General features: G+C 44.0%; 22 protein-coding genes. 9 read left to right on the plus strand and 13 right to left on the minus strand.

Going from position 1 to position 23,531, the window contains the following annotated elements; all coding sequences use genetic code 11:
• The first annotated feature begins 8 nt into the window (after nt 1-8).
• The gene (locus tag AC04MM_RS09840) at nt 9-554 is read left to right on the plus strand and encodes a 3'-5' exonuclease (RefSeq protein ID WP_475380179.1); all 546 of its coding nucleotides are present in this window, start codon (nt 9-11) and stop codon (nt 552-554) included.
• 63 nt (nt 555-617) lie between these two features.
• Nucleotides 618-1,913, plus strand: a complete 1,296-nt coding sequence (locus tag AC04MM_RS09845) for a DEAD/DEAH box helicase (RefSeq protein ID WP_475380180.1) — start codon at nt 618-620, stop codon at nt 1,911-1,913.
• Here AC04MM_RS09845 and AC04MM_RS09850 read toward each other — a convergent pair whose 3' ends face one another.
• Nucleotides 1,914-2,729 carry a murein L,D-transpeptidase catalytic domain family protein gene (locus tag AC04MM_RS09850; protein ID WP_475380181.1) on the minus strand — a complete coding sequence of 272 codons (816 nt, stop codon included), beginning with the start codon at nt 2,727-2,729 and terminating at the stop codon, nt 1,914-1,916. It abuts the gene before it with no gap.
• Nucleotides 2,730-2,943: 214 nt separating this feature from the next.
• Here AC04MM_RS09850 and AC04MM_RS09855 point away from each other — a divergent pair, with 214 nt between their 5' ends.
• The gene (locus AC04MM_RS09855) at nt 2,944-3,222 is read left to right on the plus strand and encodes a hypothetical protein (protein ID WP_475380182.1); all 279 of its coding nucleotides are present in this window, start codon (nt 2,944-2,946) and stop codon (nt 3,220-3,222) included.
• A 67-nt stretch (nt 3,223-3,289) separates the two neighbouring features.
• The gene (locus AC04MM_RS09860; RefSeq protein WP_475380183.1) at nt 3,290-4,609 is read left to right on the plus strand and encodes an APC family permease; all 1,320 of its coding nucleotides are present in this window, start codon (nt 3,290-3,292) and stop codon (nt 4,607-4,609) included.
• Nucleotides 4,610-4,613: 4 nt separating this feature from the next.
• Here AC04MM_RS09860 and AC04MM_RS09865 read toward each other — a convergent pair whose 3' ends face one another.
• Together AC04MM_RS09865 and AC04MM_RS09870 are read right to left on the minus strand one after the other, a co-directional pair.
• Nucleotides 4,614-4,964 (minus strand): hypothetical protein, encoded by a 351-nt coding sequence (locus tag AC04MM_RS09865; RefSeq protein WP_475380184.1) that lies wholly within the window; start codon nt 4,962-4,964, stop codon nt 4,614-4,616.
• A gap of 59 nt (nt 4,965-5,023) precedes the next feature.
• Nucleotides 5,024-5,998, minus strand: a complete 975-nt coding sequence (locus AC04MM_RS09870; RefSeq protein WP_475380185.1) for a hypothetical protein — start codon at nt 5,996-5,998, stop codon at nt 5,024-5,026.
• Nucleotides 5,999-6,149: 151 nt separating this feature from the next.
• Here AC04MM_RS09870 and AC04MM_RS09875 point away from each other — a divergent pair, with 151 nt between their 5' ends.
• Nucleotides 6,150-6,626, plus strand: coding sequence for a PaaI family thioesterase (locus tag AC04MM_RS09875; protein WP_475380186.1), 477 nt, complete (start codon nt 6,150-6,152; stop codon nt 6,624-6,626).
• 5 nt (nt 6,627-6,631) lie between these two features.
• Here AC04MM_RS09875 and AC04MM_RS09880 read toward each other — a convergent pair whose 3' ends face one another.
• From AC04MM_RS09880 to AC04MM_RS09890, 3 genes are read right to left on the minus strand one after another with little or no spacing between them, the layout of a single operon-like run.
• Entirely contained in the window at nt 6,632-8,227 is a 1,596-nt protein-coding gene (locus tag AC04MM_RS09880; RefSeq protein ID WP_475380187.1) for an ABC-F family ATP-binding cassette domain-containing protein, read from the minus strand.
• Nucleotides 8,224-8,490: a hypothetical protein gene (locus tag AC04MM_RS09885; RefSeq protein WP_475380188.1), complete on the minus strand. Its 267-nt coding sequence runs from the start codon at nt 8,488-8,490 to the stop codon at nt 8,224-8,226. Before AC04MM_RS09885 ends, AC04MM_RS09880 begins: the two co-directional genes overlap by 4 nt.
• On the minus strand, nt 8,487-9,368 hold the full coding sequence (locus AC04MM_RS09890) for a hypothetical protein (RefSeq protein ID WP_475380189.1): 882 nt from the start codon (nt 9,366-9,368) through the stop codon (nt 8,487-8,489). Before AC04MM_RS09890 ends, AC04MM_RS09885 begins: the two co-directional genes overlap by 4 nt.
• Before the next feature lie 75 nt (nt 9,369-9,443).
• Between AC04MM_RS09890 and AC04MM_RS09895 the strand changes: the two genes are divergently transcribed.
• Nucleotides 9,444-9,971: a peroxiredoxin gene (locus tag AC04MM_RS09895; protein WP_475380190.1), complete on the plus strand. Its 528-nt coding sequence runs from the start codon at nt 9,444-9,446 to the stop codon at nt 9,969-9,971.
• Nucleotides 9,972-10,164: 193 nt separating this feature from the next.
• Nucleotides 10,165-14,967, plus strand: a complete 4,803-nt coding sequence (locus AC04MM_RS09900) for a hypothetical protein (RefSeq protein ID WP_475380191.1) — start codon at nt 10,165-10,167, stop codon at nt 14,965-14,967.
• Nucleotides 14,968-14,969: 2 nt separating this feature from the next.
• On the opposite strand, the gene AC04MM_RS09905 is transcribed toward AC04MM_RS09900, so the two are convergent.
• The 6 genes from AC04MM_RS09905 to AC04MM_RS09930 are packed head-to-tail and all read right to left on the minus strand — an operon-like array spanning nt 14,970 to nt 20,815.
• The gene (locus AC04MM_RS09905) at nt 14,970-15,548 is read right to left on the minus strand and encodes an HD domain-containing protein (RefSeq protein WP_475380192.1); all 579 of its coding nucleotides are present in this window, start codon (nt 15,546-15,548) and stop codon (nt 14,970-14,972) included.
• Nucleotides 15,545-18,055: a hybrid sensor histidine kinase/response regulator gene (locus AC04MM_RS09910; protein ID WP_475380193.1), complete on the minus strand. Its 2,511-nt coding sequence runs from the start codon at nt 18,053-18,055 to the stop codon at nt 15,545-15,547. Before AC04MM_RS09910 ends, AC04MM_RS09905 begins: the two co-directional genes overlap by 4 nt.
• 54 nt (nt 18,056-18,109) lie before the next feature.
• Nucleotides 18,110-18,775: a L,D-transpeptidase gene (locus AC04MM_RS09915; RefSeq protein ID WP_475380194.1), complete on the minus strand. Its 666-nt coding sequence runs from the start codon at nt 18,773-18,775 to the stop codon at nt 18,110-18,112.
• A gap of 57 nt (nt 18,776-18,832) precedes the next feature.
• Nucleotides 18,833-19,132: a cysteine-rich CWC family protein gene (locus AC04MM_RS09920; protein WP_475380195.1), complete on the minus strand. Its 300-nt coding sequence runs from the start codon at nt 19,130-19,132 to the stop codon at nt 18,833-18,835.
• Nucleotides 19,116-19,547 carry a DUF4430 domain-containing protein gene (locus AC04MM_RS09925; RefSeq protein ID WP_475380196.1) on the minus strand — a complete coding sequence of 144 codons (432 nt, stop codon included), beginning with the start codon at nt 19,545-19,547 and terminating at the stop codon, nt 19,116-19,118. Before AC04MM_RS09925 ends, AC04MM_RS09920 begins: the two co-directional genes overlap by 17 nt.
• The gene (locus tag AC04MM_RS09930) at nt 19,547-20,815 is read right to left on the minus strand and encodes an alpha/beta hydrolase family protein (protein WP_475380197.1); all 1,269 of its coding nucleotides are present in this window, start codon (nt 20,813-20,815) and stop codon (nt 19,547-19,549) included. The genes AC04MM_RS09925 and AC04MM_RS09930 overlap by 1 nt, the downstream gene beginning before the upstream one ends.
• Before the next feature lie 143 nt (nt 20,816-20,958).
• Between AC04MM_RS09930 and AC04MM_RS09935 the strand changes: the two genes are divergently transcribed.
• Both AC04MM_RS09935 and AC04MM_RS09940 read left to right on the plus strand, forming a co-directional pair.
• Nucleotides 20,959-22,248, plus strand: coding sequence for a replication-associated recombination protein A (locus AC04MM_RS09935; protein WP_475380198.1), 1,290 nt, complete (start codon nt 20,959-20,961; stop codon nt 22,246-22,248).
• A 111-nt stretch (nt 22,249-22,359) separates the two neighbouring features.
• Nucleotides 22,360-22,791 (plus strand): hypothetical protein, encoded by a 432-nt coding sequence (locus AC04MM_RS09940; RefSeq protein ID WP_475380199.1) that lies wholly within the window; start codon nt 22,360-22,362, stop codon nt 22,789-22,791.
• Here the strand turns inward: AC04MM_RS09940 and AC04MM_RS09945 are convergent.
• On the minus strand, nt 22,788-23,528 hold the full coding sequence (locus AC04MM_RS09945; RefSeq protein ID WP_475380200.1) for a pseudouridine synthase: 741 nt from the start codon (nt 23,526-23,528) through the stop codon (nt 22,788-22,790). The genes AC04MM_RS09940 and AC04MM_RS09945 overlap by 4 nt on opposite strands.
• Nucleotides 23,529-23,531 lie beyond the last annotated feature (3 nt).

Genomic DNA, 23,531 nt, shown 5'->3' on the forward strand with positions numbered 1-23,531 from the left:
GGCAGCAATTGAATCAGTCAGCGCATCCGTTTATTTCGTTTTCAGGAAAAATTCACTATATTCAAAATGACCGCGAGCTGGAAGCTGTGATGAGTGAGCTTTCATCTATAACCGCTTTTGGCTTTGATACTGAAACCCGTCCGGCTTTTAAAAAAGGAGAAGTGCACCAGGTGGCTTTGTTGCAGTTAGCGACTGAAACCGACGCCTATGTGGTGCGTCTGCACCGGATCAGCCAGTTTGCTGTCTTTAAAAGAATTTTTGAAAACCCACATGTGCTTAAAGTGGGATTGGCTATTCGTGATGATTTAAAGGCGTTACAAAAGAGGTTTCAGTTTACCCCGGAAAACTTCGTTGAGCTGCAAACACTGGCCAAAGAAAAAGGCCTGCAGAACTTTGGATTAAAAGGCATGACCGAAGAGGTTTTAGGCGCAACTATCACCAAAGGGCCTAAAACAACGAATTGGGAGGCGTCAGAGCTAACCGATAGGCAGATTCTCTATGCGGCCACCGATGCCTGGATCGGCCTTACCCTGTATAAGAAATTAATGTCGTAAAAGTTGCAAACCCGAGAGAAATAGCTACGAATTTTACGTCGTTGCGGTTACATTTTAGCCCTTATGAATACATTTCCTGAATTTGGCTTACTGCCATCGCTATTAAAGACCTTAAAAACCTTAAAAATTCATACTCCCACCGAGATCCAGCGTAACGCGATTCCGATGTTGATGTCGGGCCAGTCGGTTGTCGGTGTATCGGAAACCGGAAGTGGTAAAACCTTAACTTATGCACTTCCGATTTTACACTTGGTTAAAACTTTAGAAGAAGAGGGAAATCCTGCCGACGAGCCGGGTCGCCCGCGGGCGATCGTGCTGGTGCCATCACGTGATTTAGGTGAGCAGGTTTCAAAAGTTTTTAAAACCTTTACCCACGACACACGTGTTCGCGTGCGTCCGGTATTGGGTGGTACGACCTTTGAGCAAAGCCGCAGAAGTGTTGCCAGTGATTTTGAAATTTTACTGGCGACGCCGGGAAGACTGATTCAATTATTAGAAAAAAGTCTGGTCGATCTATCGGATGTTCGCCTGATCGTGTTTGACGAGGCTGACCAGATGTTAGATGACGGTTTTATCGGCGAGTCGAAAATGATCGTTAATGCCTGTGATGAAGATGTGCAATTAGCGCTATTCTCGGCAACGGTTTCGCAGGCGGTTCAGGATTTAATGAATGCTTTATTTAAAAAAGCAGAAGTGGTGCGCTCAAGTGGGGCCGGTAAAGTGGTAAAAACCCTGGTCACCAAAAACGAAACCGTGATCGATGGTCTTCGCTGGCCGATCTTTGAAAAACTGATCAAGCAAAAACCAGAAGGCGGAACGATTGTGTTTACCAACACGCGTGAGCAGTGTGACCGTCTGGCAAGAGAGATTGAAAAAGCCGGCTTTCAGTGTGTGGTCTACCGCGGAGAAATGGATAAAGGCCAGCGCCGCAATAATTTAAAAAGCTTCCGTAACGGTGAAGTTTCGCTTTTAATTTCAACTGACTTGGCTGCCCGTGGTTTAGATCTGGATTATGTCGGCCGTGTTATTAACTATCACTTACCGCAGGAAATGGCGAATTACCTACACCGTGTAGGCCGCACGGCCCGTGCCGGAAAATCAGGTTTAGTCGTAAACCTGGTCACTGAGCGTGATCTTGAATTGATCGCACGTCTTGAGGGTAAAGGTCAAAGTGCCAAAGATTTAAAAGCGCGTTTTAAAGATAAAGACGGTAAACGTTTGCACGTGGCTGAAGAGTTACGAAAACCTAAGCGGGTGAAAAAGCCTGAGGCAGGAAAACCGGCCGCAGGAAAGCCTGCTGCGGGTTTTAAAAAAAGCTCACGGCCAAAGTTTAAACCTAAGCCGTATACTCCTAAATAATTATTTTCGGACTGCCGTTTTTCTTAAAGCGGCCGCTTTGCGGTCAGATTCTTCTTCGCCATCGTAATCAACATCGGCTTCGTCATTAATCGATTTGTCTTCGATTATTTTTCCGGTCTTTAAGGCCTGCGCATGTAAGTCTTTATGGTAGGCATACACAATACCGCCATCGGCAAAAGTTGCATTAATACGCTTCATCAGCTCAGCTGATACTGCCGGGCATCCCCAGCTGCGGCCCAGTCGGCCTGTTTGTTTTAAAAAATTTGCTGACACGTATTTTGCCGAATGCATGACGATATCACGCTCTGCAGATTTATTATTTGATGGATCTAACCCATGTAAACGCAGCGATGCGCCATGACCACCACGGTAAACGCTACCGGCGATATACATCCCTAGAGAAGACATTTTTGAATTATTTATGTTTGAAAATTTTGTCGCAAAGCGCACGCCCGAACCTTTGCCGTGGGCCACGTGGTGTGAAGAAAATTGTCCGTTTTTTACATTCATGACGTAAAGCCTGCGTACATCAGATGGTTTAGAAAAGTCGATGATTGCGATCCAATCGCCATTGATAGATATACTCTTGGTGGTCATCACGTACTTTTTGCCTTGGCGTTCTTTCGAGGCCACTGTGACGTGAGAGTTTTGTTTTGCATTTAAATAATCATAAATTCTTTTTAACGGAACCGACGGAGCCCCTTTTTTAACAAAGCTGTTAAAGATGTTTTCGCCATTGGCTTTTAACGCATAATAGTCGGTGGCAAAGCTTTGTAAGCTAAAAAGTAGGGTAGTTAATAACACCAGTTTTTGCATATACGTTCCTTATGGGTAGGGTTCCAAGAACCTTTGTAGTTGCGAGAAGTGTTCCGGGCTCTAATCTGGCTTAAGCGAATAGAGATCAAGCAGATGTATAAAATCTAGACAGACAGACGCCGTCAGTCACTTTTTGTTAAGTTTTTTAAGTTGCAATAGGCTCTGAAAAAGGTACCGTTTATTTACAAAAATTAATCATTGGATGAGGGATTATATGACAAAAATGTTAGTTATTTCAGCTTTATTATTATCATCAGTTGCAGCTTCTGCGGTTCAAGTTCGTGGGAATGGTCGTTACTACACAAATGGTAACAGCATTATGACAATCAAAGATGCTTGCTCTTCAGCAGTGGCAGCGGCGAAGTTATCACTATCTGAAAAATGCACGATCTTAGGTGGTAAACTAAATTCTGAAGTTAAAATCACTCTAGATCCAGTAGCCTTGTCTTCGCAAAATTCTTGCACAGCTTTCGCTGAAGCAAACTGCGAATAGGCTATAGGATCGGTCGGTGTAAACATTTTTTGTGGTCATAAGGAGGGATTACCCCTAAGCTTTATCTATGACTGCAAATAATAATGCCCAATTAGTTCGTCGTATTTCTTTAGCTTCACTTATTTTTTACGGTATCGGAGATATCTTAGGTGCCGGCATTTATGGCCTTGTCGGTAAAGCAGCTGGTATAATGGGAAACGGCGTGTGGCTGGCTTTTTTAATCAGCGCCCTGGCTGCGATTTTTACCGGTCTAACTTATGCTTCGTTGGGATCACGTTATCCGCGCGCCGCCGGTATTGCATATATTCTTAAAAAATCTTTTGGTTCAAATTTTTTAGCCTATGTCTTTGGTATCATGGTGCTGTGCTCAGGATTGGTTTCAATGGCCACGGCAAGCCGGGCTTTTTCTGGTTATCTGACCGGCCTGGTTCCGGCGCTTTCCTTAAACCTGGGTATCTTGGTGTTTATGGGTCTACTTACTTTAGTGGTCATAAAAGGTATTAAAGAATCAATGTGGGCCAATATCGTCTGCACAACTATCGAATTATCGGGTTTATTACTCGTGGTCATAGTCGGTTTTTCGTTCATTGGAGATACCTCGTTATTTGATTTTACATCTGAAAAAAATCCGACCGGACAATTTCAGATGCCACTGTTTTTATCCGGTGCCATTTTAACTTTTTATTCGTTCATGGGTTTTGAAGATATCATGAATGTGGCCGAAGAAGTCGAAAACCCGCAGCGTAATTTGCCGATTGGTATCTTGGTTGCTGTTGCGGTGTCGTCGGTGATTTATATGTTAATCAGTGTCATTGCGGTATCAGTCATTCCTGCCGGAGTACTGGCAACGAGTTCACAGCCGTTGGTTGATGTGGTGGCTAAAGCTGCACCGTGGTTTCCGAGCAAAATTTTTAGTTTTATCTCGATGTTTGCCATTGCAAATACCGCGCTGTTAAATTTTATTATGGCCTCACGCCTGGTGTACGGGATGTCACGTGAGAATTTAATGCCTAAGTTTTTAGGTTATGTTTCGCCTAAAACCCATACGCCGATTTCTGCGATTTTTCTGTGTATCGGTGTCGTGTTGTTAATGGCCTTTACCGGCGAAATCGCCGTGCTGGCCAAATCATCAAGTCTTTTATTGCTTGCCGGATTTTTCATGATGAATTTAAGTTTAATCATTTTAAAGCGCCGTAAATCCGAAGAAAAAGGGCGTTTTGAAGTTCCGACACTGATTCCGGCTTTTGGCTGTCTGTTGGCCGCAAGCCTGGTTTTTTCGGCAACTTTTGAAGAGGCCCAGCGGGCAATGGGAGTGTTTGTTGTAGCCTGTATTTTATTTTTTATCCTGCGCCCTAAAGGCGATGCGATTGAAACTATGCAAGGGTAGTTTGCTACTGCTTACAGGTAAATTCGACAAAGTTATACATGGTCGTGCTTGGGCCTGAACCGCCAACCATAATCGCGCCATGGCCGATGCCAATGCCGGTGGCGACGCCGGTTGAGGTCGTGCTCTCGGCCCGGGCCTGGTACTCTTTGGTGATGGTGTATTCGCCGCCACAAAAGCTGGTGGCTTTCTTTTTTAGATCTTCGCGGTAATTGGCTTCTTTATCTGGTTTATCGGTGGGGTAGTAGCGAACGATTGCCTGCCTTACGGGAGAAGTGTCACGTCTGACAAATTCAACCGTATGTGAACATCCCGAGACTATGAATACTGATAAAATAAAAAAGCCATGCGTTTTCATGGCTTTTTAAAACAGCAAACTGTATTCCAGTCCGTTTGAGACGATATGCCCCAAAAAACCTAATCCTGCACGCAGTAGTAAGAAAAACCCTCGTCAGGTTGGTTTACTTCTGTGCGTGAGCGGACCGGTGAAGGGTTACGTAGTTGCGGGTGGTAGACATAGTCATTAGCCAGCGCCCACACAGCAGTATTAATGCTCACGCCACCGTTCCAGTCGCCGTAAGCGTCGATCATTTCTAGTTCTAAGCCGGTCGGTAAACGACCGCCTAACGTATCACATGCACGTTCTGCATTTTTTGGCGAAAAAGTTTTTTCCACTGAACCGTTCATTGCACCTAAAAGTGTTAATGTTTTTTTGCCAACCTTTAAAGTCGACGGAAATTTTGTGCGCTGAAAATCTTCAAACATACGCGAGGCGATCTGGCTCATCACCACGGCAGGTTGGCCGTGACCTACGTAAGAGATTTCTTCGCCGTCGCTTCCGATCATGTGTAAAGTGACCTGAATATCGCCCTGGCAGTTCGGGGCTAGGGCATAAGTTCCGTAGGCGATATAATCCAATTTATTTACCAAGGCTTGATCTAGATAACCATCACGTTGGCCGTTAGCTGCGGCACGCACCACACTCATCACGTCATTGACGCGGGTAAAACTTAAACGCTGAACGCGCGGGCGTAGGTTGCGGTAGTAATCACTCATATAAGATTTTAGTGTCGATTCTAAGGTGACTTCCATATATTTGTATTGGTTTGCGGCGGCCAGGTTTTGATCGTAGAGCTTATTAAAACCTACAAGCATAGGTAAAACTTCAGACCCTTTAGCACCTGCTTGCATCAGATCTTTGGCGTAGCCGACCATCCTGTTCATGTACTGGGTACGGGTCTGGCTGTAGGCGTCTTTGTAAACACAAAGGTCAGCACCGCGGATAAACGGGATCGTTGGCCAAACATTAACCTGTTCTTTTTTTACAATTGCTTGAGCTGAAAGAGCCGAAAATGTTAAGGCTGCCGTCAAAAATAAAGAATTCAGTTTCATAGAGTCCTCTTTTTAGGTTGGTCCACCGGCAAGGGTTATGCAATTTAATGGCTTACGGGAAATAGCCTATATTTTAGATAAAGTCTACGTCGTGTTGAAGGCTTAGGTATTTGCCATTTTAAGTCACTTAGGCAATGCTATAGGCCATCTTATGTCAGTAAAAAAACACTTAAAATATGATCCCCAGTTAGAACTGCCCAAGCCTTACCCCGGTGATAACCAGGGGGCGTTTTTATTATCTTCAACCCAGTTAGAAATGGTTTTGCTCAAATCGCATATCCACCACGAGCTTAATGCCGAAGTGTGGTTTGGTGCGGCGACGGCTGGGCCACCGGGGCATGTACACGGCGGCTGTCAGGCCGCTGTGTTAGACGAAGTGATGGGTTCAACCGGCTGGGCGCACGGCTACGGCGTCGTTGCGGCCAAGATCGATGTAGCCTTCATGGAAATGGTTCCGGTTTTGCGACAGTACTCGCTGCGCGGAAGGATCACCTCGATTGATAAACGTAAGATCTTTATCGAAGCTGAGCTTTTTGACGTAGATAAAGTTTACGCTAAATCTACGGGGCTATTTATTGTACTCACAAAAGAACAAATGCAAGTGTTGGGAACCAAAAATAAAACGTAAAACAACTAGTGGTTAGCTTTACGTTTTTCTAAATATTCGTCATAGGTGGTTTTATCATCAAAAATCACAGTCTCGTCGATTTCGATAATTTTATTGGCCACTGTCTGAACTAACTGATGATCGTGTGAAGTAAAAAGAATAGTGCCTTTGTAGCGCTCCATACCTTCATTGACGGCCGTGATACTTTCTAGGTCTAAATGGTTTGTCGGGCCATCGATAATTAATACGTTGGCACCTGATAACATCATCTTAGAAAACATACAGCGCGCTTTTTCGCCGCCGGATAAAACATTTGGCTTTTTTAACGCATCATTGCCGCCGAATAACATTTTACCCAAGTAACCGCGTAAGAATGTTTCGTCTTTGTCTTCTGAGTACTGGCGTAACCAGTTAACTAAGCTGTCTTCATCGCCCTGAAAATACTTGCTATTATCATTCGGGAAATAACTGGTGGTCGTTGTGATGCCCCAGTTGATTGTTCCTGAGTCAGCTTTTCTTTCGCCGGCTAAGATGTCGAATAAAATCGTTTTCGTTAAATCGTTGCGGCCGACAAAGGCCACTTTTTCGCCTTTGTTAATTCTAAAGCTTACATTTTTTAAAATTGTCTGGCCGTCTAACGAGTAATTAAGGTTTTCAACGGCTAACACGTCATTACCTAATTCACGCTTCATATCAAAACCGATAAACGGCACTTTGCGTGATGAAGCAGGCAAGTCGTTGAATTCCAATTTTTCTAACTGTTTAGAGCGCGAAGAGGCCTGACGTGATTTAGAAGCGTTGGCACTGAAGCGGGCGATAAACGCTTTAAGTTCTTCGGCTTTCTCGGCTGATTTTTTGTTTTGGTCAGCCAGTAGGCGCTGCTTTAACTCGCTCGATTGGCGCCAGAAATCGTAGTTGCCGCTGTAGCAGGTTATTTTGCCATAATCGATATCCGCCATGTGAGTGCAAACTTTGTTTAAAAAGTGACGGTCATGGGAAATCACGATCACCGTGTTTTCAAAGTTTAATAAAAAGTCTTCTAACCAGGCAATCGCGTAGATATCCAAGTGATTCGTCGGCTCATCCAGCAGTAAAATATCCGGTTTTCCCAACAGGGCCTGTGCTAAAAGTACTTTAACTTTTTCACCGCCGTTTAAGTCTTTCATTAAACGTTGGTGGTAAGAATCATCTAAATTTAAACCGGCTAACAATACACCAGCATCTGATTCAGCTTCCCAGCCGTTAAGTTCGCCGAACTCGGCTTCTAGTTCCGAAGCGCGTTCGCCGTCGGCATCAGAAAAATCAGGCTTGCTGTAAAGCTCTTCTTTTTCTTTCATGATTTTATAAAGGCGTGAGTTACCCATTAACACGGTGTTCATTACGGTAAATTCGTCATAGGCAAAGTGATCCTGCTTTAAAACCGACAGGCGGGCTTTCGGTGGAATGATCACTTCACCGGTGTTCGGTTCTAACTCTTTAGAGAGAATTTTTAAAAACGTTGATTTGCCGGCACCGTTGGCTCCGATTAAACCGTAGCAGTTACCCGGAGTGAATTTAACATTTACTTCATCAAATAATTTTTTGCCGCCAAAACGAAGGCTTACATTGCTTGTCGAAATCATTTTTGTTTAAACCCCAAAATATCAACATAGGTAATGCCGCGGGCAATGCCCGAAGATGGTCTTGCATTTTGACCTTTGATCTGGATTTTTCCGGCATTAAATAATTCTTTAAAAGCTGTGCGTGAGATTTCACGTAATGTCAGATTTTCGTTCTGGGCTTTGATGGCCTGAAGAAGAACCACATCTAAGCGGCCGGCAGGGCGCATAAGATCTAAAGTGATGCGGAACGAATTGGGTGGTTTGGGTGGTACATGGTCTGTCATGGAAAGATCTCCGTAAGCTCATCAATCATTTTTAGGAAAGCTGGATTTTGTTCGATAATGGTTAAATAATCAAATGCTAACGCATCAAGAACATTCGCATTGATGCCGTTTAGGCGTAAATAGAATTCAGTGGTGTTAAAGCGAAAGCCGGGACTTAGTTCAAACGCATTTTTGCTTAAGGCTTTAAGCGCTTTATGCTCGAAAGTTAATTTGCTAACTCGCAAAAACTGTTGGGGCGTGAAATGTTCGTTTAAAAAATTGCTATGCAGGTAAGCGAATAGCATAAACCGGCATATTTTTTTTAGTCCGACATCCTGGATCAGGTTTTTAAGATGGGTGCGGTCGTCAAAACGGGTAAAAAAAGAATTGGTCTCCAGAAAAGTCATGTGGGTTGCATCATGAGCTTCCGCGATGGCTAAGAATTCGCAGGTGTTGGCAAAGGATTCTTCAAGCAGCATGGCCGTAAGTTTCGTTTTTTGATCTTTGTTTGCGGCTAGTCCCAGACGGGAAGAAACAGTTCTGGCGATGGCATGGCAGGATTCATGAAAAACGTAGTTTGGTTTTAAATTGCCGCCGATATGGTCCCAGCTGATCTGTTGCGGAATTTTTTGATCCAGTTCCGATAAAATGCTGGTGTTATCCTGAAAGTAGATGGTTTTTGCTGCCAATAAGTTTTCTAATTGGCTCATCGGAAATGCCAGATAGGCCAACGTTGGGCTTGAGGAAAAATTAAAATCAAGGGTCTGAACCTTTTTACGTACAGCACCATAAACACTGTTGTTTAAAACCAAATAACCATCACCCAAACTCAAAAGAAGTCCGGAAGCTTTTGTGCTTTCATGTTTTTGCAAAAGGGCGGTTAATTTCATGATTTTCATGGGAGAATACGTCACAAATACTCATTGCACACGGGGCTTTTTTGGGTTTAGATTTTTTACACGGAGGAATTTAATATGAAACTCGTAATGGCCGTTTTCTTGCTTTTAAGCACATGGATGATCACTGAAAGCACTCTGGCAAGCGATGTAAAACTCAACGAGGCAGCTCCGGTTTTTAAAGTAAAAACTCATACCGGCGCCGAGTTTGATTTAAAGTCGCGCAAAGGCAAATGGACGATTTTGTATTTTTACCCGAAAGCGGGTACGCCGGGATGTACCAAACAGGCCTGCGCTTTCCGTGACAGTATCGGAAAAATCCGCGAGCTGGGTGCTGAAGTTTATGGCGTGAGCACTGACACCATTGAAGATCAGAAACTTTTTCATAAGGAACAGAAATTAAATTTTGATTTGTTGGCTGATACCGACGGAAAAGTAACCCAGGCTTATGGTTCGAAAATGCCATTGATGAACATGTCCAAACGTTGGACTTTTATCATTGATCCGGATTTAAAAATCAGAAATATCATGAAAGAAGTTGACCCTGCATTAGATTCAGAAAGAGTGGTTGCAGAACTCAGCAAATTAAAGAAAATCTCAAAGTAAAACGGCGAGACTCTCTTCAGTTTTAGCTAACTTTTTGCTTAAGGCGTACGTCTGGCACACCGATAAATATAGAGTGGAGTCGTCTGGTGCGTTAAGCTGTTTTATTCAAAAAACACTTGCGATAAGAAACCTATTGGTTCTTATCGCCCTGTCATTTTCTTTTACTTCATGTCACAAAGTTTTATTCGACCAGATGTCGTTAAAGTTACCGGTCGATATCGCCGGTATGCAGCCCTTGATTGTTTCCGGTAAGGTTGAGGGTGCACTGACCGGCCTAAACTCTAAAGTGTCTTCTAAAACTGTAGCCCAGTCCGTATCGGCACATTGTGATGTGGTGCAGGTTAAACTTTACCGATTACAAAACGATGGCAGCATCGATGCGACAGCGCCACTGGCTACGACGAGTGTTGATGATAAGGGTTATTACCTCTTTGACCTTAACGAGCTTAAAATTGACGATTCGGCCTCGACAGTGGGGCTAATAGTCAGAGCCGAAGACTGTACGGGAGCGTTTTTAAATCGTCCGATCACGGGCTATAACACCTCTCAACACATTGATGTTAAGTCGACAGTGATTTCGCAGATCGTAAATGCGGGTTCGTTGGTTAATAAACAACTTAACGAGGCACTGAAATCAGAAGTTGAGACTTTAATCAGTACGGTGACCGGTGCAACGAACGAAGACGTGATTGACTCTTTAACAAACTCGGCACAGCCGGCGGCGATCTTTACCCAGATTTTCGGAGCTTCGCCGGAAGTGATTAAAAATGTCAGACCGGAAGTGCAGTTTACCGTACCAGTAAATATTTTTAACGAACAACAAATTCATCCGTTAACAGTCAGTACATTTCATGTCGATCCGAATTATTCATTTGTTTACAAGTGGAAGTTAAACGGGGTGGTGCGGTCATCGGCTAAAACATGGCACTACACTCCGCACGCCAATGCAGCCGGAACACACCAGATTGATATTTATGTAGGTAAAGATGATGGCCTGGGCGAGATTGATTTAAGCAAACCTTATTACACAAAATCGTTCATGATTACGGTCGGCAATAACATCCAGCCGGTGGCGCCGAATTTGTCCATTGATGTATCAACACCATCACCGCGCACGACAAATTCGATTCAGTTAAATATTTCTACCGGTGTGAATATGGCTAATTGCGATAGCTTTTCACACATGGCGATCACGGAGTCAGCTACAGCTCCGGGGATTATGCAATTTAACATTGATTGCACGACCAGCGGAACCCAAACCCTGAATGTTAATTTTGACTCGACTGACGGAAACAAAGAATTGTACTTGTGGGCCATTGATGAACTCGGTGTGATTTCACTTTCAAAATCGGTAAGCTTTGTTCTGGATTCGCAAATGCCAAATGCTTCGATTAATTTGGCCGCTGGTGCAAAACGTGGTGGCAGTTCTGAGACAGTGACATACACTGTGTCTGATGCGACTACAGGCATTGCCAATGTGACATTACAATATGCTGTTGATGCCGGAAGTTATACAACGATAACCTCAATGGCTTCAGCTACTTCAGGAAATTATGAGTGGGCATTGCCACTGATAAATACAACCAGCGCAACAGTTAGACTTATAGCTACAGATGCTGCTGGACTATCGCGTACTGTGTATTCAGGTCAATTTGGTATTGATTCATTGGCGCCGACAGCTCCAGGTCTTATCTTAAATTCTGATGTTAATACGCAAAATGCAACTGTGCTGATGACTTTAGGCTCCTGTACCGATACCGAATCGGTGTTGATTACGGAAACAAACGTTAAACCACTGCATTCGGTAGCCGGCTGGCAAGCCTGCAACACCAATTCATCTGGAATTTCAACACTTGTAACCAGTAACGGCAGTCACACGCTGTATGCCTGGGCTAAAGATGCAGTAGGTAATGTGGCAAATTCAGCATACAGCGTACAAATGTTTTTAGATACGGAATCACCGATAGTAACGGCGGGACCTACGATTGTTAGCGCTGTGTCGGGTGGTACGTCTTCGGTTGCGATTACCTGGGCCGTATCAGATGCAAGTCAGGCAGCCATTCAGTTAGAAGCCTACGATGGATCTTCGTGGTCAACGCTGGCAACAAGCCAGACGAAAACCGGAAGCTTTAATTGGACATCGGTACCAATGGTTACAACTGACCAGGCCCGCCTGCGTTTAACGGCAGTGGATTTAGTCGGAAACTTCGTGCAACAACTATCGTCGAATTTTATTATTGATTCGACCGCACCGGTAGCAACTGCACTGGTTATTAACGGTGGTGTATCAAGTACCAATAATAAAAACGTATTAATTAACTTCAGTGCAAATGACGATATCGCCAACATTACGGCATTTTGCCTGCGTTACAATAATACCGCTCATCCTGCAGCTAATGATGCCTGCTGGACCACGCTTCAGGCGATCAGTGTTCCTGAGAGTAAAAACATCGTAATTAACAATTACCAGTTTCAGGTTGGTTCAGTTGTCGGTGAATACAATGTAACGGTCTGGTGGAAAAACACGGCGGGCTTAATCAGTTCTCTGTCTGGCCAAGGCACAGCCAATGTCGACTCATTTGTTGTCAATTTCACGCCGGACCCTCCGCCGAATTTATCAAATATTATTGCAGCAGGTTTTGACAGTTCAACGTCGCCTTTAGGGGTAAGTGATACCACTGTATTATACGGTGAGGATTTATACATTAAATGGACCATCGATGATAATTTAGCAATTCCCGCCGGCAATGTTTCTTTACAATATACGACTAATGACACAAGCTTTACGACGCTGGCAAGTGGTCTTAATAATGCCATTAATGGTGATTGTACAATTTCCGGTGCTGAAACCGGTTGTTATAAGTGGGTAGCGGCTTCGCCGACCAACAGTTATTACCGTATCCGCTTAGTTGTCACCGACGCTGTAGGTTCTATTGTGTTTGATGTTTCTAATCCATTAAATACCGGAAAAATTAAATTTTTATCAGGAAATACAAGTATCGGTATCGGCGGAGCTGCGACAAAAGCGGTGCTATTTTCACCGAACGAATCAAGCTATAATGATAATAATGATAATCAGGCTTTAGTGGTTACTAAAACCGGGTATGTTTTTTTTAGAAGTCAGGGGCGTGGATTAGTTTATGTGTCGCCACAAGATGGTATTATTCGTGATGTTGCCTTAGAGACTGGAACGACGTCTACCGGTGATGGTGGCAGTGTATTTGCAGCTACTTTCAGAGACATCCACCGTATGACGATTGACTACGACGACAATGTAATTGTCTGGGACTATAATAGAGTTAGAAAAATTAATACAAGTACCAATCCATGGACTATTTCAACTTTATTCGGGGGCGGTGCAGATTCTTCTGATGGTGCTGACGCTTTATCAGCAAGTATTTCGTCATCCTACAGTGACCAGATCACTGTTACTCCGAATGGCCGTATCTACTTTAATAAATCTAATCAGATCTGGTTCTATGATCCGTCGGATTCAAAAGTGAAGCTGCACATCACTATGACGGGGACGGGTACTGATGATATGGTGAGCTGGCGGGCAACGTTTGATAACGTGGCTTGTTCTGGTTCAAACGCGGCTTTTACTTTTACCAAGGCCGATTCACAAATAACTAAAATCATGCGCCGGATGAGTTCAAGCACAAGCGCCTCGTGTGGTTCAGCAGCGGCAAGTTATCCGTACTATAATACCAATTTTGATTTAACAACTGGTGTGGCGACAGCGCCACATCCCCCGCAAACAGTTTGGTCATCACATAAATTTACCGGACTTGATGGCAATATCTATGTGTTGAATCAGGGGCGCGGGTCGCTCAAAAAGTATAATGCAGCTACAAACACCTTTGATACCGTTCTTGGTAATGGTGTAAATGGCCGCTGTGAAGACGGAACGCCTGCTTTGTCATGTCCTGTAGTTGTGATGGCCGCTTTTGTCTCTGAGTTCGGACGAATTTATTTTGTCGATTTAGGAGTGATCAGAACGGTCGATAGCAGTGGTTTAGTGCAGACCATTGCCGGCCAGCCGCGTAACTTCGGTGTTGGTTTTAATCCAATCAGTGCCCGCTATTCACAAGTCGCCTTTTTTGAAAAAGCAGGTGACGATATTTATGTAAAGAATGAGCAAGAAAATATGCTTGTTAAGTTTTCCTTAACTGGCGGAAATTTAGTGCATGTTGCTGGTAATACCGAGCGTGGTACACCTGCTACAGCAGTTAGTGCGACCGCTACCAGAATGCCGAGCTGTAGTTGGGGCATGCCGTGTAGTTTTATCGTTGATAGTGTGAATAACCGCATTTATCACTATGCAGCCGCAAATGATATTTCGTATATCGATTTGGCGACTGGTGTATGGGTCTTGCAGGGAGACGATGTCGTGCAGGATTCAGCTACGCGCGTAAGTTATGTCGGTCTTAATGCCGGTGAATTACTAATCTACGCGCCAGCGCATCACGGTGTTTCTGGAGATAGAGTCACTGTCCGTTCGATTAATCAATCAAGCTTAGCCAATACTATCGTCTACGGTACGACCGCTATCTCCAACACCTTAAGCGGTACCGTTTGTGTTGGGGTAAGTTCTACGACGTGCACGATTGCCCATACGTCTTCGGATTCAGTTCAGACCCGCTATAAATACGACACTAACACCAGTAGCTGGCTGTTCACGATGCGTGGCAAGAACAGCCTGTACACGCTGCCAACTCTGGGCGGAGTAGTGAATTTATTTGAAACCATGGACAATAATTTTATCTCGTATGACTATTATAAGAATGGTGCAGATGAGTTTGTCTTTTACTGTTCGACGTCTGGCAATTTGTATAAACGCAATGTGGTCACCGACTCGGAAATTCAATTAACACTACCGATTTCAACAATGAGTTGTGCATCGAACTCATTGTTTTATGATTCCGGCCGTGATTCGCTGTTCTTTGTCTATAAGCAAAACAATATGTTCGGTATAGCTGAATACACAGATCCGTAAGTTTATTCTTTTAGATTTCCGTTTTGAATCGATTCCTGAATCATTTTTTGTGCGACTAACCACAGCTCCGGAAGCCCACCGTTGATCGGGGATTCACATTTTCCGATCACTTTATCGGCTTTGACACCGTGGTTTTTCCAGGAATAACCGCCGTTTAAGTAGTTTGAATACAGCGGTAAAAAACGGTCGATGGCAGAAACGTATTTTGCCTCAGGTGATTCGCCGGCTTCAAATTCATCCCAGATCGCTTTAAATTCAGTGGCAAGGGATTCTGGCAAAAGGCCGAATATGCGGTCACGGGCCAGGGCCTCTTTATCTTTTTTGCTCGATTGGTCGCCGTAGATAATCACATCGCCGGCGTCGATTTCGACCACGTCATGCAAAAGTGCCATTTTAACGGCTTTGTTAATATCAAGTTTTACCGGCGACATTTTTTCAAACACCAGAACTGTCATGGCTAAATGCCAGCTGTGTTCGGCGGTGTTTTCAACGCGGCCACCAGCATGAATCGGGGTGTTGCGGTCGATTAATTTTAGTCGGTCGATTTCTTTAATAAACGGAAGCAATGATTCGATACTCATGGTAACCACTTTTGTAATAGTTTGTTTAAGGCATTAATACTAACAGGTTTAGAAATATAATCATCCATACCAACGGCAAGACAGCGATCTTTATCACCGGATAATGCATTTGCGGTCATGGCAATAATCGGAACCTGCATTGGGATTTTCGTGTTTTTTCCGCTGCGGATAACAACGGTCGCCTCAAAGCCATCCATTTCCGGCATCTGGCAATCCATTAACACTAAATCATACGGAAATTGTTCCAATGCCTGCAGGGCTTCTAAGCCGTTACCGACGGTATCTACACGATGGCCGATTTTTTCCAGCATTGCGCGCGCTACTTTTTGATTTACGAAGTTATCTTCAACAACCAAAATGCGGCCGATTTTAAGACCTGTTTGTTCTTGTTCAAAGCTTTGCGCCTGAATGGCATGTTTATTCTGTGATTTATCAAGCGTGATTTCAAACCAGAAGGTAGAGCCTTTGTGTTCGGTGCTGTTTACGCCGATTTGACCGTGCATCAGTTCAACTAGGCGCTGACAGATCGATAAACCAAGCCCCGTACCGCCGAATTTACGGCTCATTGTAGAATCTGCCTGTGTGAACGGTTGGAATAATTTTTTTAAATTCTCATCCGAAATACCGATGCCGGAATCTTCGACTTCAAAACGCACTCCGATTTTATTTTCGTTGTTGCTGATAACACTACCACGGATAACTACTTCGCCTTCAGGAGTAAATTTGATGGCATTAGCGATTAAGTTTATTAAAATCTGTCGGATACGGCCCGGATCACCGATCACATTCTCAACTAAGCCTGGCTGTAAGATCGTGCGCAGGCCTAAACCCTTTTGCATCGCCGTTAAGTTCAAGGTTTTGGTCAGGTCGTGCACTAAACTGGAAATTTCAAAATCGATCTTTTCAAGCTCCATCTTTCCGGATTCGATTTTTGATAAATCTAAAATATCATTAACAATCGATAGTAAACTGTCGGCTGAGCTGCGGATGATATCAATATATTCACGCTGTTGCGGCGAGAGGTTGGTGTCCAACACCAAAGAAGACATGCCGATTACACCGTTGATCGGCGTTCGGATTTCGTGGCTCATATTGGCTAAAAAGTGACTCTTTAGTTCAGAGGCCTGTTTGGCTTCGCCGGCTGCTTTTTCCAGTTCGATATTCAGGTTTTTTAATTTCAATTCATCGTCTTTACGCTGGGTGATGTCTGAAATAAATGCGGTAAAAATATAGTGCTCATCGGATTTAAGCGGCGTAATCGATAACTCAACCGGAAATTCAACACCTGATTTTTTGAGTGCTGAAATTTCGAATTTTTTATTAAGAACAGGTCCATCGCCGGTGTCGGTAAAATGTTTAAGTCCTTGTTCATGTCTCTGGCGGTAGCGTTCAGGAATAATTAAATCCGACATTCTGCGGCCGACGGCTTCAGCTTTGCTCCAGCCAAAAATTTTCTCGGCCTGTGGATTCCACTCGGTTACTATGCCTGTATGATCCATGCCGACAATCGCATCAAAAGCAGACTCTAAAATCGCACGCACTTTGGCTTCGTTTTTGACTGCTGCTTCGGTACGTTCGATAACCCGTTGTTCAAGATTAAGGTTGGCTATGACCAGTTTATTTTCGGTTTCGGCCTGTAGGGTTTCGACCTTATCTAAGTTATGAGCCATTTTCCAGATGATAATAAAAAAGAAGACAACGCTTCCCATGACGCGGATTAAAACGCCGAAATTAGAATCTACTAATTGCAGCTGTTCTAGTTTGAGCTGAAAAAAGTTAACAAGTGGCGGAACCAGAATAGCGGTAAAAATCAGTAGTCGGGTTGTGCGTCCGGCGGTGGTAGTTGCGGTGATGATGCGCATGATGCCGGTTGTTTTACGAGCCAGTAAAAAGCCTGCAGTTAATATGATAAATACAATCGACGTATGCACGGCCATTTGTGTGTAATAAGCTGTGCCAAACGTGTAGGTTACTCCCATGAAATAGCCGATCAGGGCCTGAAACGAGATAAGAAAGGCAAAAAAGAACAGCGACAGGCCAAGACCTTTAAACTTTTCTTTGTGATTTAAGCAAAGAAAGACTCCTAGGGTGATCAGGATAAAATTGATCGCCGTAATCGGAGCCAGTCGCCCAGGCGGGAAACGGGCCCCTGCAGGAACCGGGTCAGGAAACAACAATTCGTCAATTCCGAAATTTAGATCAAAGAAATATTGCAGAAGCGTTGCAGCTCCAATGAGTAACGTAAAACTCGCGAAAATAATTGTCAGGCGTCGATGCCAGGTCGGGCGGATTAAGCGATCGTGATCAGCAAAGAAAAAAAGTGTCAGTGCCAGCGAAAACATACCGATGGCGGTATTGGCTTTCATGGAAATATAACCGGGAAGCACGCTTTTTAAGATCGAACTGTCGATGGCCCAGCCAATAAGTACCAGCGTTGAAATCAGGACCGAAGCGGCGACACAGATCCTGATAAAGGTAAAATTTTTGCGGAAAAACCCATCGTTCATACTCATCCGAATTTAGATGAGTTTTTCCGTAAGGTATAGGTTAAATTTTAGCCGTTACTTGATAATTGAGACCCAGGTGCCGGCAATGCCGTACTGGCGAACCAGACGGTTAAAAATTTTGCCGTTATCAGGGTGTAAACGCACACAGCCGTGTGAAGCTTTTTTGCCAAGTTTTTTAAAGTTAGATTCAACCGTACCGTGAATCGCGTAGCCACCGTGTAAAAACACGGCATACGGCATATTACCTAACCCTTTATAGTCGCCGCCCGGGTTGGCTTTAGAGGTATAAACATCGTAAATGCGGCCGTTCGGATGACCTTCCCAAAGCGGTGTTTCAGATTTTGGGGCACCGGTTGATACTAACCATGTGTGGGCTAAAGCACCACGAACATATAGATACATGCGCTGTTCGCTTTTTCTGACTTCGGCGTAAACCGGGCAGTCAAAACGCTGACAAGATCTTTCTAAGAAATCCGGCATAAGATAAGGAAGTTGTCCGGTTGCACGGATATATTCTTTATCCATCTCCTGAAGAATTTCTTCAATGTTTGGCGCTGATGGATCTAATTCCTCCACCTCTGCTGTTTGTTCTTCTGTCAGTTCAGTTGTTAGTTCAGTTTCTTGTTGAACAACTTCTTGCGCTTGTGCCTCACCGTAAATCAAAGCCACTGTTAAAAAAGCAGTGATCACAGCGAGAGTTTTTAAAATGTGTTTTTTCATAATCATCCCCTTAAGACGTGAGTCTTGTAAGATGAGTGAAGTTAAAAAGCAAAGACTTTAATACGGGCAGTGTCTGCAGCCGCTACCGCAACAGTAACCGCGTTTTAAATGGTAAGATTTTGAAAACACCATCAGTCCGTTGGTGTCAAAATAGTAATCTGCTTCTTCAGTTTCAGAGTTGCTATGTGCAGTTTCTTTGTTTGCAAATTCATTCAAACACTTAGCGCATAAACAGTCGTTGAATTCTGGTGGGATATTTTTAACCGTCGGTAGGCTGGTGCACCAACAAGGCGTTTTGTCCCCATCGGTTACACCGCAAAAAAACTCAGAATGGCACCGCTCACAAAACTTCTTCACTGGCTACTTCGCCGTGCGGCACGCACTGGTGGGTCCACTGACCAGATCTGTAGTAAGCGTAAGCATAAAACCAAATAAGTTCGGTTTTTTGTGCATCGATATTAATTTTATGAACAAAATCTTCCGGCACACTTCTGTTTACGGAATAACACCAGCCGTAAGCTTTCATTTCGCTGTCAGAAATTAAATCCATATCAGAACCTAAACCATGAATACTGACGATACCGTCGATATCACCGACAAAAGGAATTTTTGCAGCATTAAAAAAATCAATCGAGATCTGGCCCACGGTTTGTGGCAAGTTAGCCAGGTGTTCGCCAGCCGCTAAGACTTCGCCGTTTTTGCCGATCACTTTAAAACTAACCGCCTGGGCTAACTGGGTATAAAATAAAACGGCAAAAATTATTTTTAACATTATTGGCTGACCTTTAAGTACATTTTTACGTTGAAGGGAGCAACGATATTACCCATGTGGCCGCCGTAAGGGTATAAGAACAATCTTTCACCAAAGTTTTTACGTAACATCGGGATATCTTCGGGCTTAAGTAAAAAGTCATCCTGATTGGTAAAGACAAATACCCGCGGATCTTGGCGTAGGGCTTCCATCTGCGAATACAGGCTGGTGTCATAGGGAATGTTGCCGTGGGCATAGCTTGCCGGTAACGTCGGGATAACCCAAAGGTTCATATAATCTAAAAAGTTGTATGTGCGGGCTTCGGCTTCAAGCGCATTTAATTTAAATTTTGAAAACGGTGATTTTAAAACACGTGGTTTTACAAAGTGTGAGCCCACAATAATCCAGCGAAGAGATTCGCGGTACGTATCACCGATAATCCACTGGATATGGTTTGGCTTGATTTTTAGATCGTTGATCATTTTAAACAGTGCCTGTACCGGATCTTTAGCTGCGGTAATATCTCCGGCATGGGTGTAAATAGCACCCTTGATATGATTTTTCCAAGCCAGTGAAATGCCGCCACCCACGGTGTCGTTTAAATAATCCAGCTGCTGGATACCGTAAAGAACATCAATACCAGGATTAATTAATAATACTTTTTTAAATAACGGTTTAGCCTGTTTTTTATCAAGCGGTGCTAAAAAGCCGGCTAAGACGCCGCCATTAGAATAGCCGACTAAATTAATCGACGAGTATTTAAGGCCTTTTTTAGTTTTGGCGTAGTCTAAGATCCACTGCATGAATTTGTAATATTCGACGGAGTCGGTCGGCATAAAGCCGGGCACACCGGTTTCAGAAATAGCCTGTGTATATGACCATGACATATTGTTAGGTAAACAGATCACATGGTAGCCGGCTTTAGCATACACATCACCTAAGGCAGCAGAATTTGTCGAAGAGCTGTCGCCGCCAAGGCCGGCAATAATCATAACGAGCGGGGCTTCTTTTTTCTGTAGAAACGCCTGTAGGTTGATCTTTGGTTTTTGCAGCGGAAAATTCATCTTTAGACGTTCAGGGCGATAGGTTAACGTCCATTCATCATATTTTAGTTCTGATGGAGAGAAGGTAGACAGCACGGTGGCCATGTACGGATCTTTGCTTGGAAACGGGTATTGTTCTGGTGTCAGCTCTAAAGCTTGAGCTGTTTGTCCGAAACTTAAAAAAATAATAAATAAGCACGTGAGCCACGTACGTAACCCTGCTTGAAAAACACTTTGCGTTTTCATAATTCCCTGATTTCCTTTTTTAGAGCTGCTTTTCTAAGTAATCTTAGGCCTAAAGGGAACGAGAAAATCATAATTGTGACAAAATCTGTGTCTGGCTGCGAAATTGTTTCATATCTGAGGTAAGTAGAGGTAAAAAAACATCAGTGGAAAATGACCTGTTTGCAACCCAAGTTGATCCTGAATTACTGCCGTTGGCAGAACGTATTCGTCCTAAAACGTTTGACGAAGTTCTGGGGCAGGGACATGTGCTCTCGGGAAAGTCCGCCTTCTATCGCATCCTAAAAAGTGAGCAGTTGTTAAATCTGATCTTCTGGGGGCCACCGGGCACCGGTAAAACCAGCTTGGCCGTAAGCCTTGCTAAAAACTTAAAAGCGCATTTTATCCAGATGAACGCAGTCGATGCCGGCGTTAAAGACTTAAAAGCAGCCTGTGAAGCCGGACGTACCAGAAAACTTCAGTACCAGCAGCGAACTTTACTTTTTGTCGACGAGATTCATCGATTTAATAAATCCCAGCAGGATGTGCTGTTACCTTATGTTGAAAAAGGCGATGTCTATCTTATCGGGGCTACTACCGAGTACCCAAGCTATGAATTAAATAAAGCTCTTTTAAGCCGCTGTCAGGTGATTGAGTTCAGAAAGCTGACACCTGAGGCGTTAAGTAAAATTTTAGAAAAAGCCGCCAAAGAATTAAATATTACCACCGATGATTTATTCTTACCGGAAACTAAGGATTTATTAATCAACACCGCTGATGGTGATGCCCGCAGATTATTAAATATCACTGAGACGGTGATTAAGTTTTACAAAGTTAAAACCGATGAAGACCCGTTTCCGTTATCCGTCGAAGAACTTGAAAAACTGATGGGAAGAAAGATTATTCCCTACGACAAAAAATCTGATCAACATTACGACTGTATTTCAGCTTTTATTAAATCAATGCGTGGTTCAGACCCGGATGCGGCTCTTTATTACTGTGCGCGCATGCTTGAAGGCGGCGAAGACCCGGCCTTTATCGTGCGCCGGATGATTATTTTTGCCTCGGAAGATATCGGTAACGCCGACCCACGGGCCTTAACCATTGCCACGTCTTGTTTGCAGGCCGTTGAAGCGATCGGCATGCCTGAGGCCAGAATCAATATCGGCCAGGCCGTCACCTATTTGGCGAGCTGCCCGAAATCGAATAAAGCCTATCTGGCAATAAATGCAGCCATCGAATACGTGCAAAAAACCGGAACGCCTGAGCTTCCGGTGCACTTACGTTCAGCCTCTAAAGGTGAAGGGTATAAATACCCGCACAATCACCCAAAAGGTTGGGTTAAACAAAATTACTGGCCGCCGCAGGCTAAACCAGAAGTTTTTTACGAGCCTTCAGCGAGCGGTTTTGAAAAAAATATCTCTGAATATTTAAAATGGCTTAAAAGTGATAGCTGATTTTGATCTGCTTCGAGCAGAACCTGTTCTGAAGCGAAGCCAGCAAATATACCTTGTCTAATCGCCCCTAAAATCGCATAGTCAGTCAAACAAAACAAAAGGATAATTATAATGAAATCAATTACTGAATTTCCACTAGCTACATTACAAAAAGTTTTAGCCGCTAAAACGGCGCTAGTTGCTGAAGGCAAATCTGCTGAAGAAATTTCTGCAGCCATTGGTGAAACATTCAAATACGAAGGCGATAAAATTACTTACGCTTTAGCAGCCGCTGATTTAGCTGCGGGTAAAACAGCTGTTCGCCGCGTTTTAGTGGCCAGCTTTGCTGAAGGCGAAACCCCTAATCCTAAATTCCAAAATGTAGATGGCCATTTTTACTGTGTAGAATCATTTGATGCTAAACCTTACGTGGCTCCGGCTAAAACTGATGCGCGCGGTGGCGGTAAAAAAGGTGGACGTCGTGATGGTCCTAAAGGGTCGCCATGGGGCATGTCGCCAGAAGAACTTGCTCAAAAGAACAAACCAAAAACAGCTGCAAACTAATTAGTAAATAGCTGTTCGATCCGATCCCAAAGCTCCGTGCGCGGAGCTTCTATTTCAACAATCTTGTTTTCAAACGGGTGGGTGAATTTCAACTTCTTCGCCTTTAAACACAGCCCATTGATTTTTAATTCGTCTCTGAAAAAACGGTTATGATGGCTATCACCGTGTTCACGGTCGCCGACAATCGGGTGGGCCACGCGGTTCATATGACGTCTGATCTGGTGCCAGCGCCCGGTTTTAAGTTCAACGTGAAGTAAACTATAACGGCTCGTCGGAAACTTAGAATTCACAGAATAATTTAACTCAATTTTTTTGGTCGTGGAATACACCGTGTGCGCCTCAACCAGTTCGCCGGTTGAATCAAGCTCAAGCGGAAGTTTAATATCGCCGTGTTCTTCTCTAAACCAGCCACGCACCACTACATCATAGGCTTTTTGAATCAAATGCGCGCGCATCATTTTGTTCATCTCGGATGCGGCCTTGTTGTGTAAGGCAAAGATCACCAGCCCTTCGGTGGCAAAATCCAGGCGGTGAATCGGGTGAGCGATAATCTGGTGTTTGTCTTTAAGCCAGTGCAGGCAGGTTTTGCGCCCTACGGTTTTTCGCGCGATGCGGTCTTCGGGCGGGTGCACGTAAACGTGCGAAGGCTTCATCAGAACCAGCAGATCCTGGTCCTGATAGACAATCGAAGGCTCGACATCAAACTTATCATTCAGAGCCTTCGGTAGCGGTTGCATGAA

The sequence above is a fragment of the Bdellovibrio sp. SBM16 genome, from assembly GCF_056175625.1.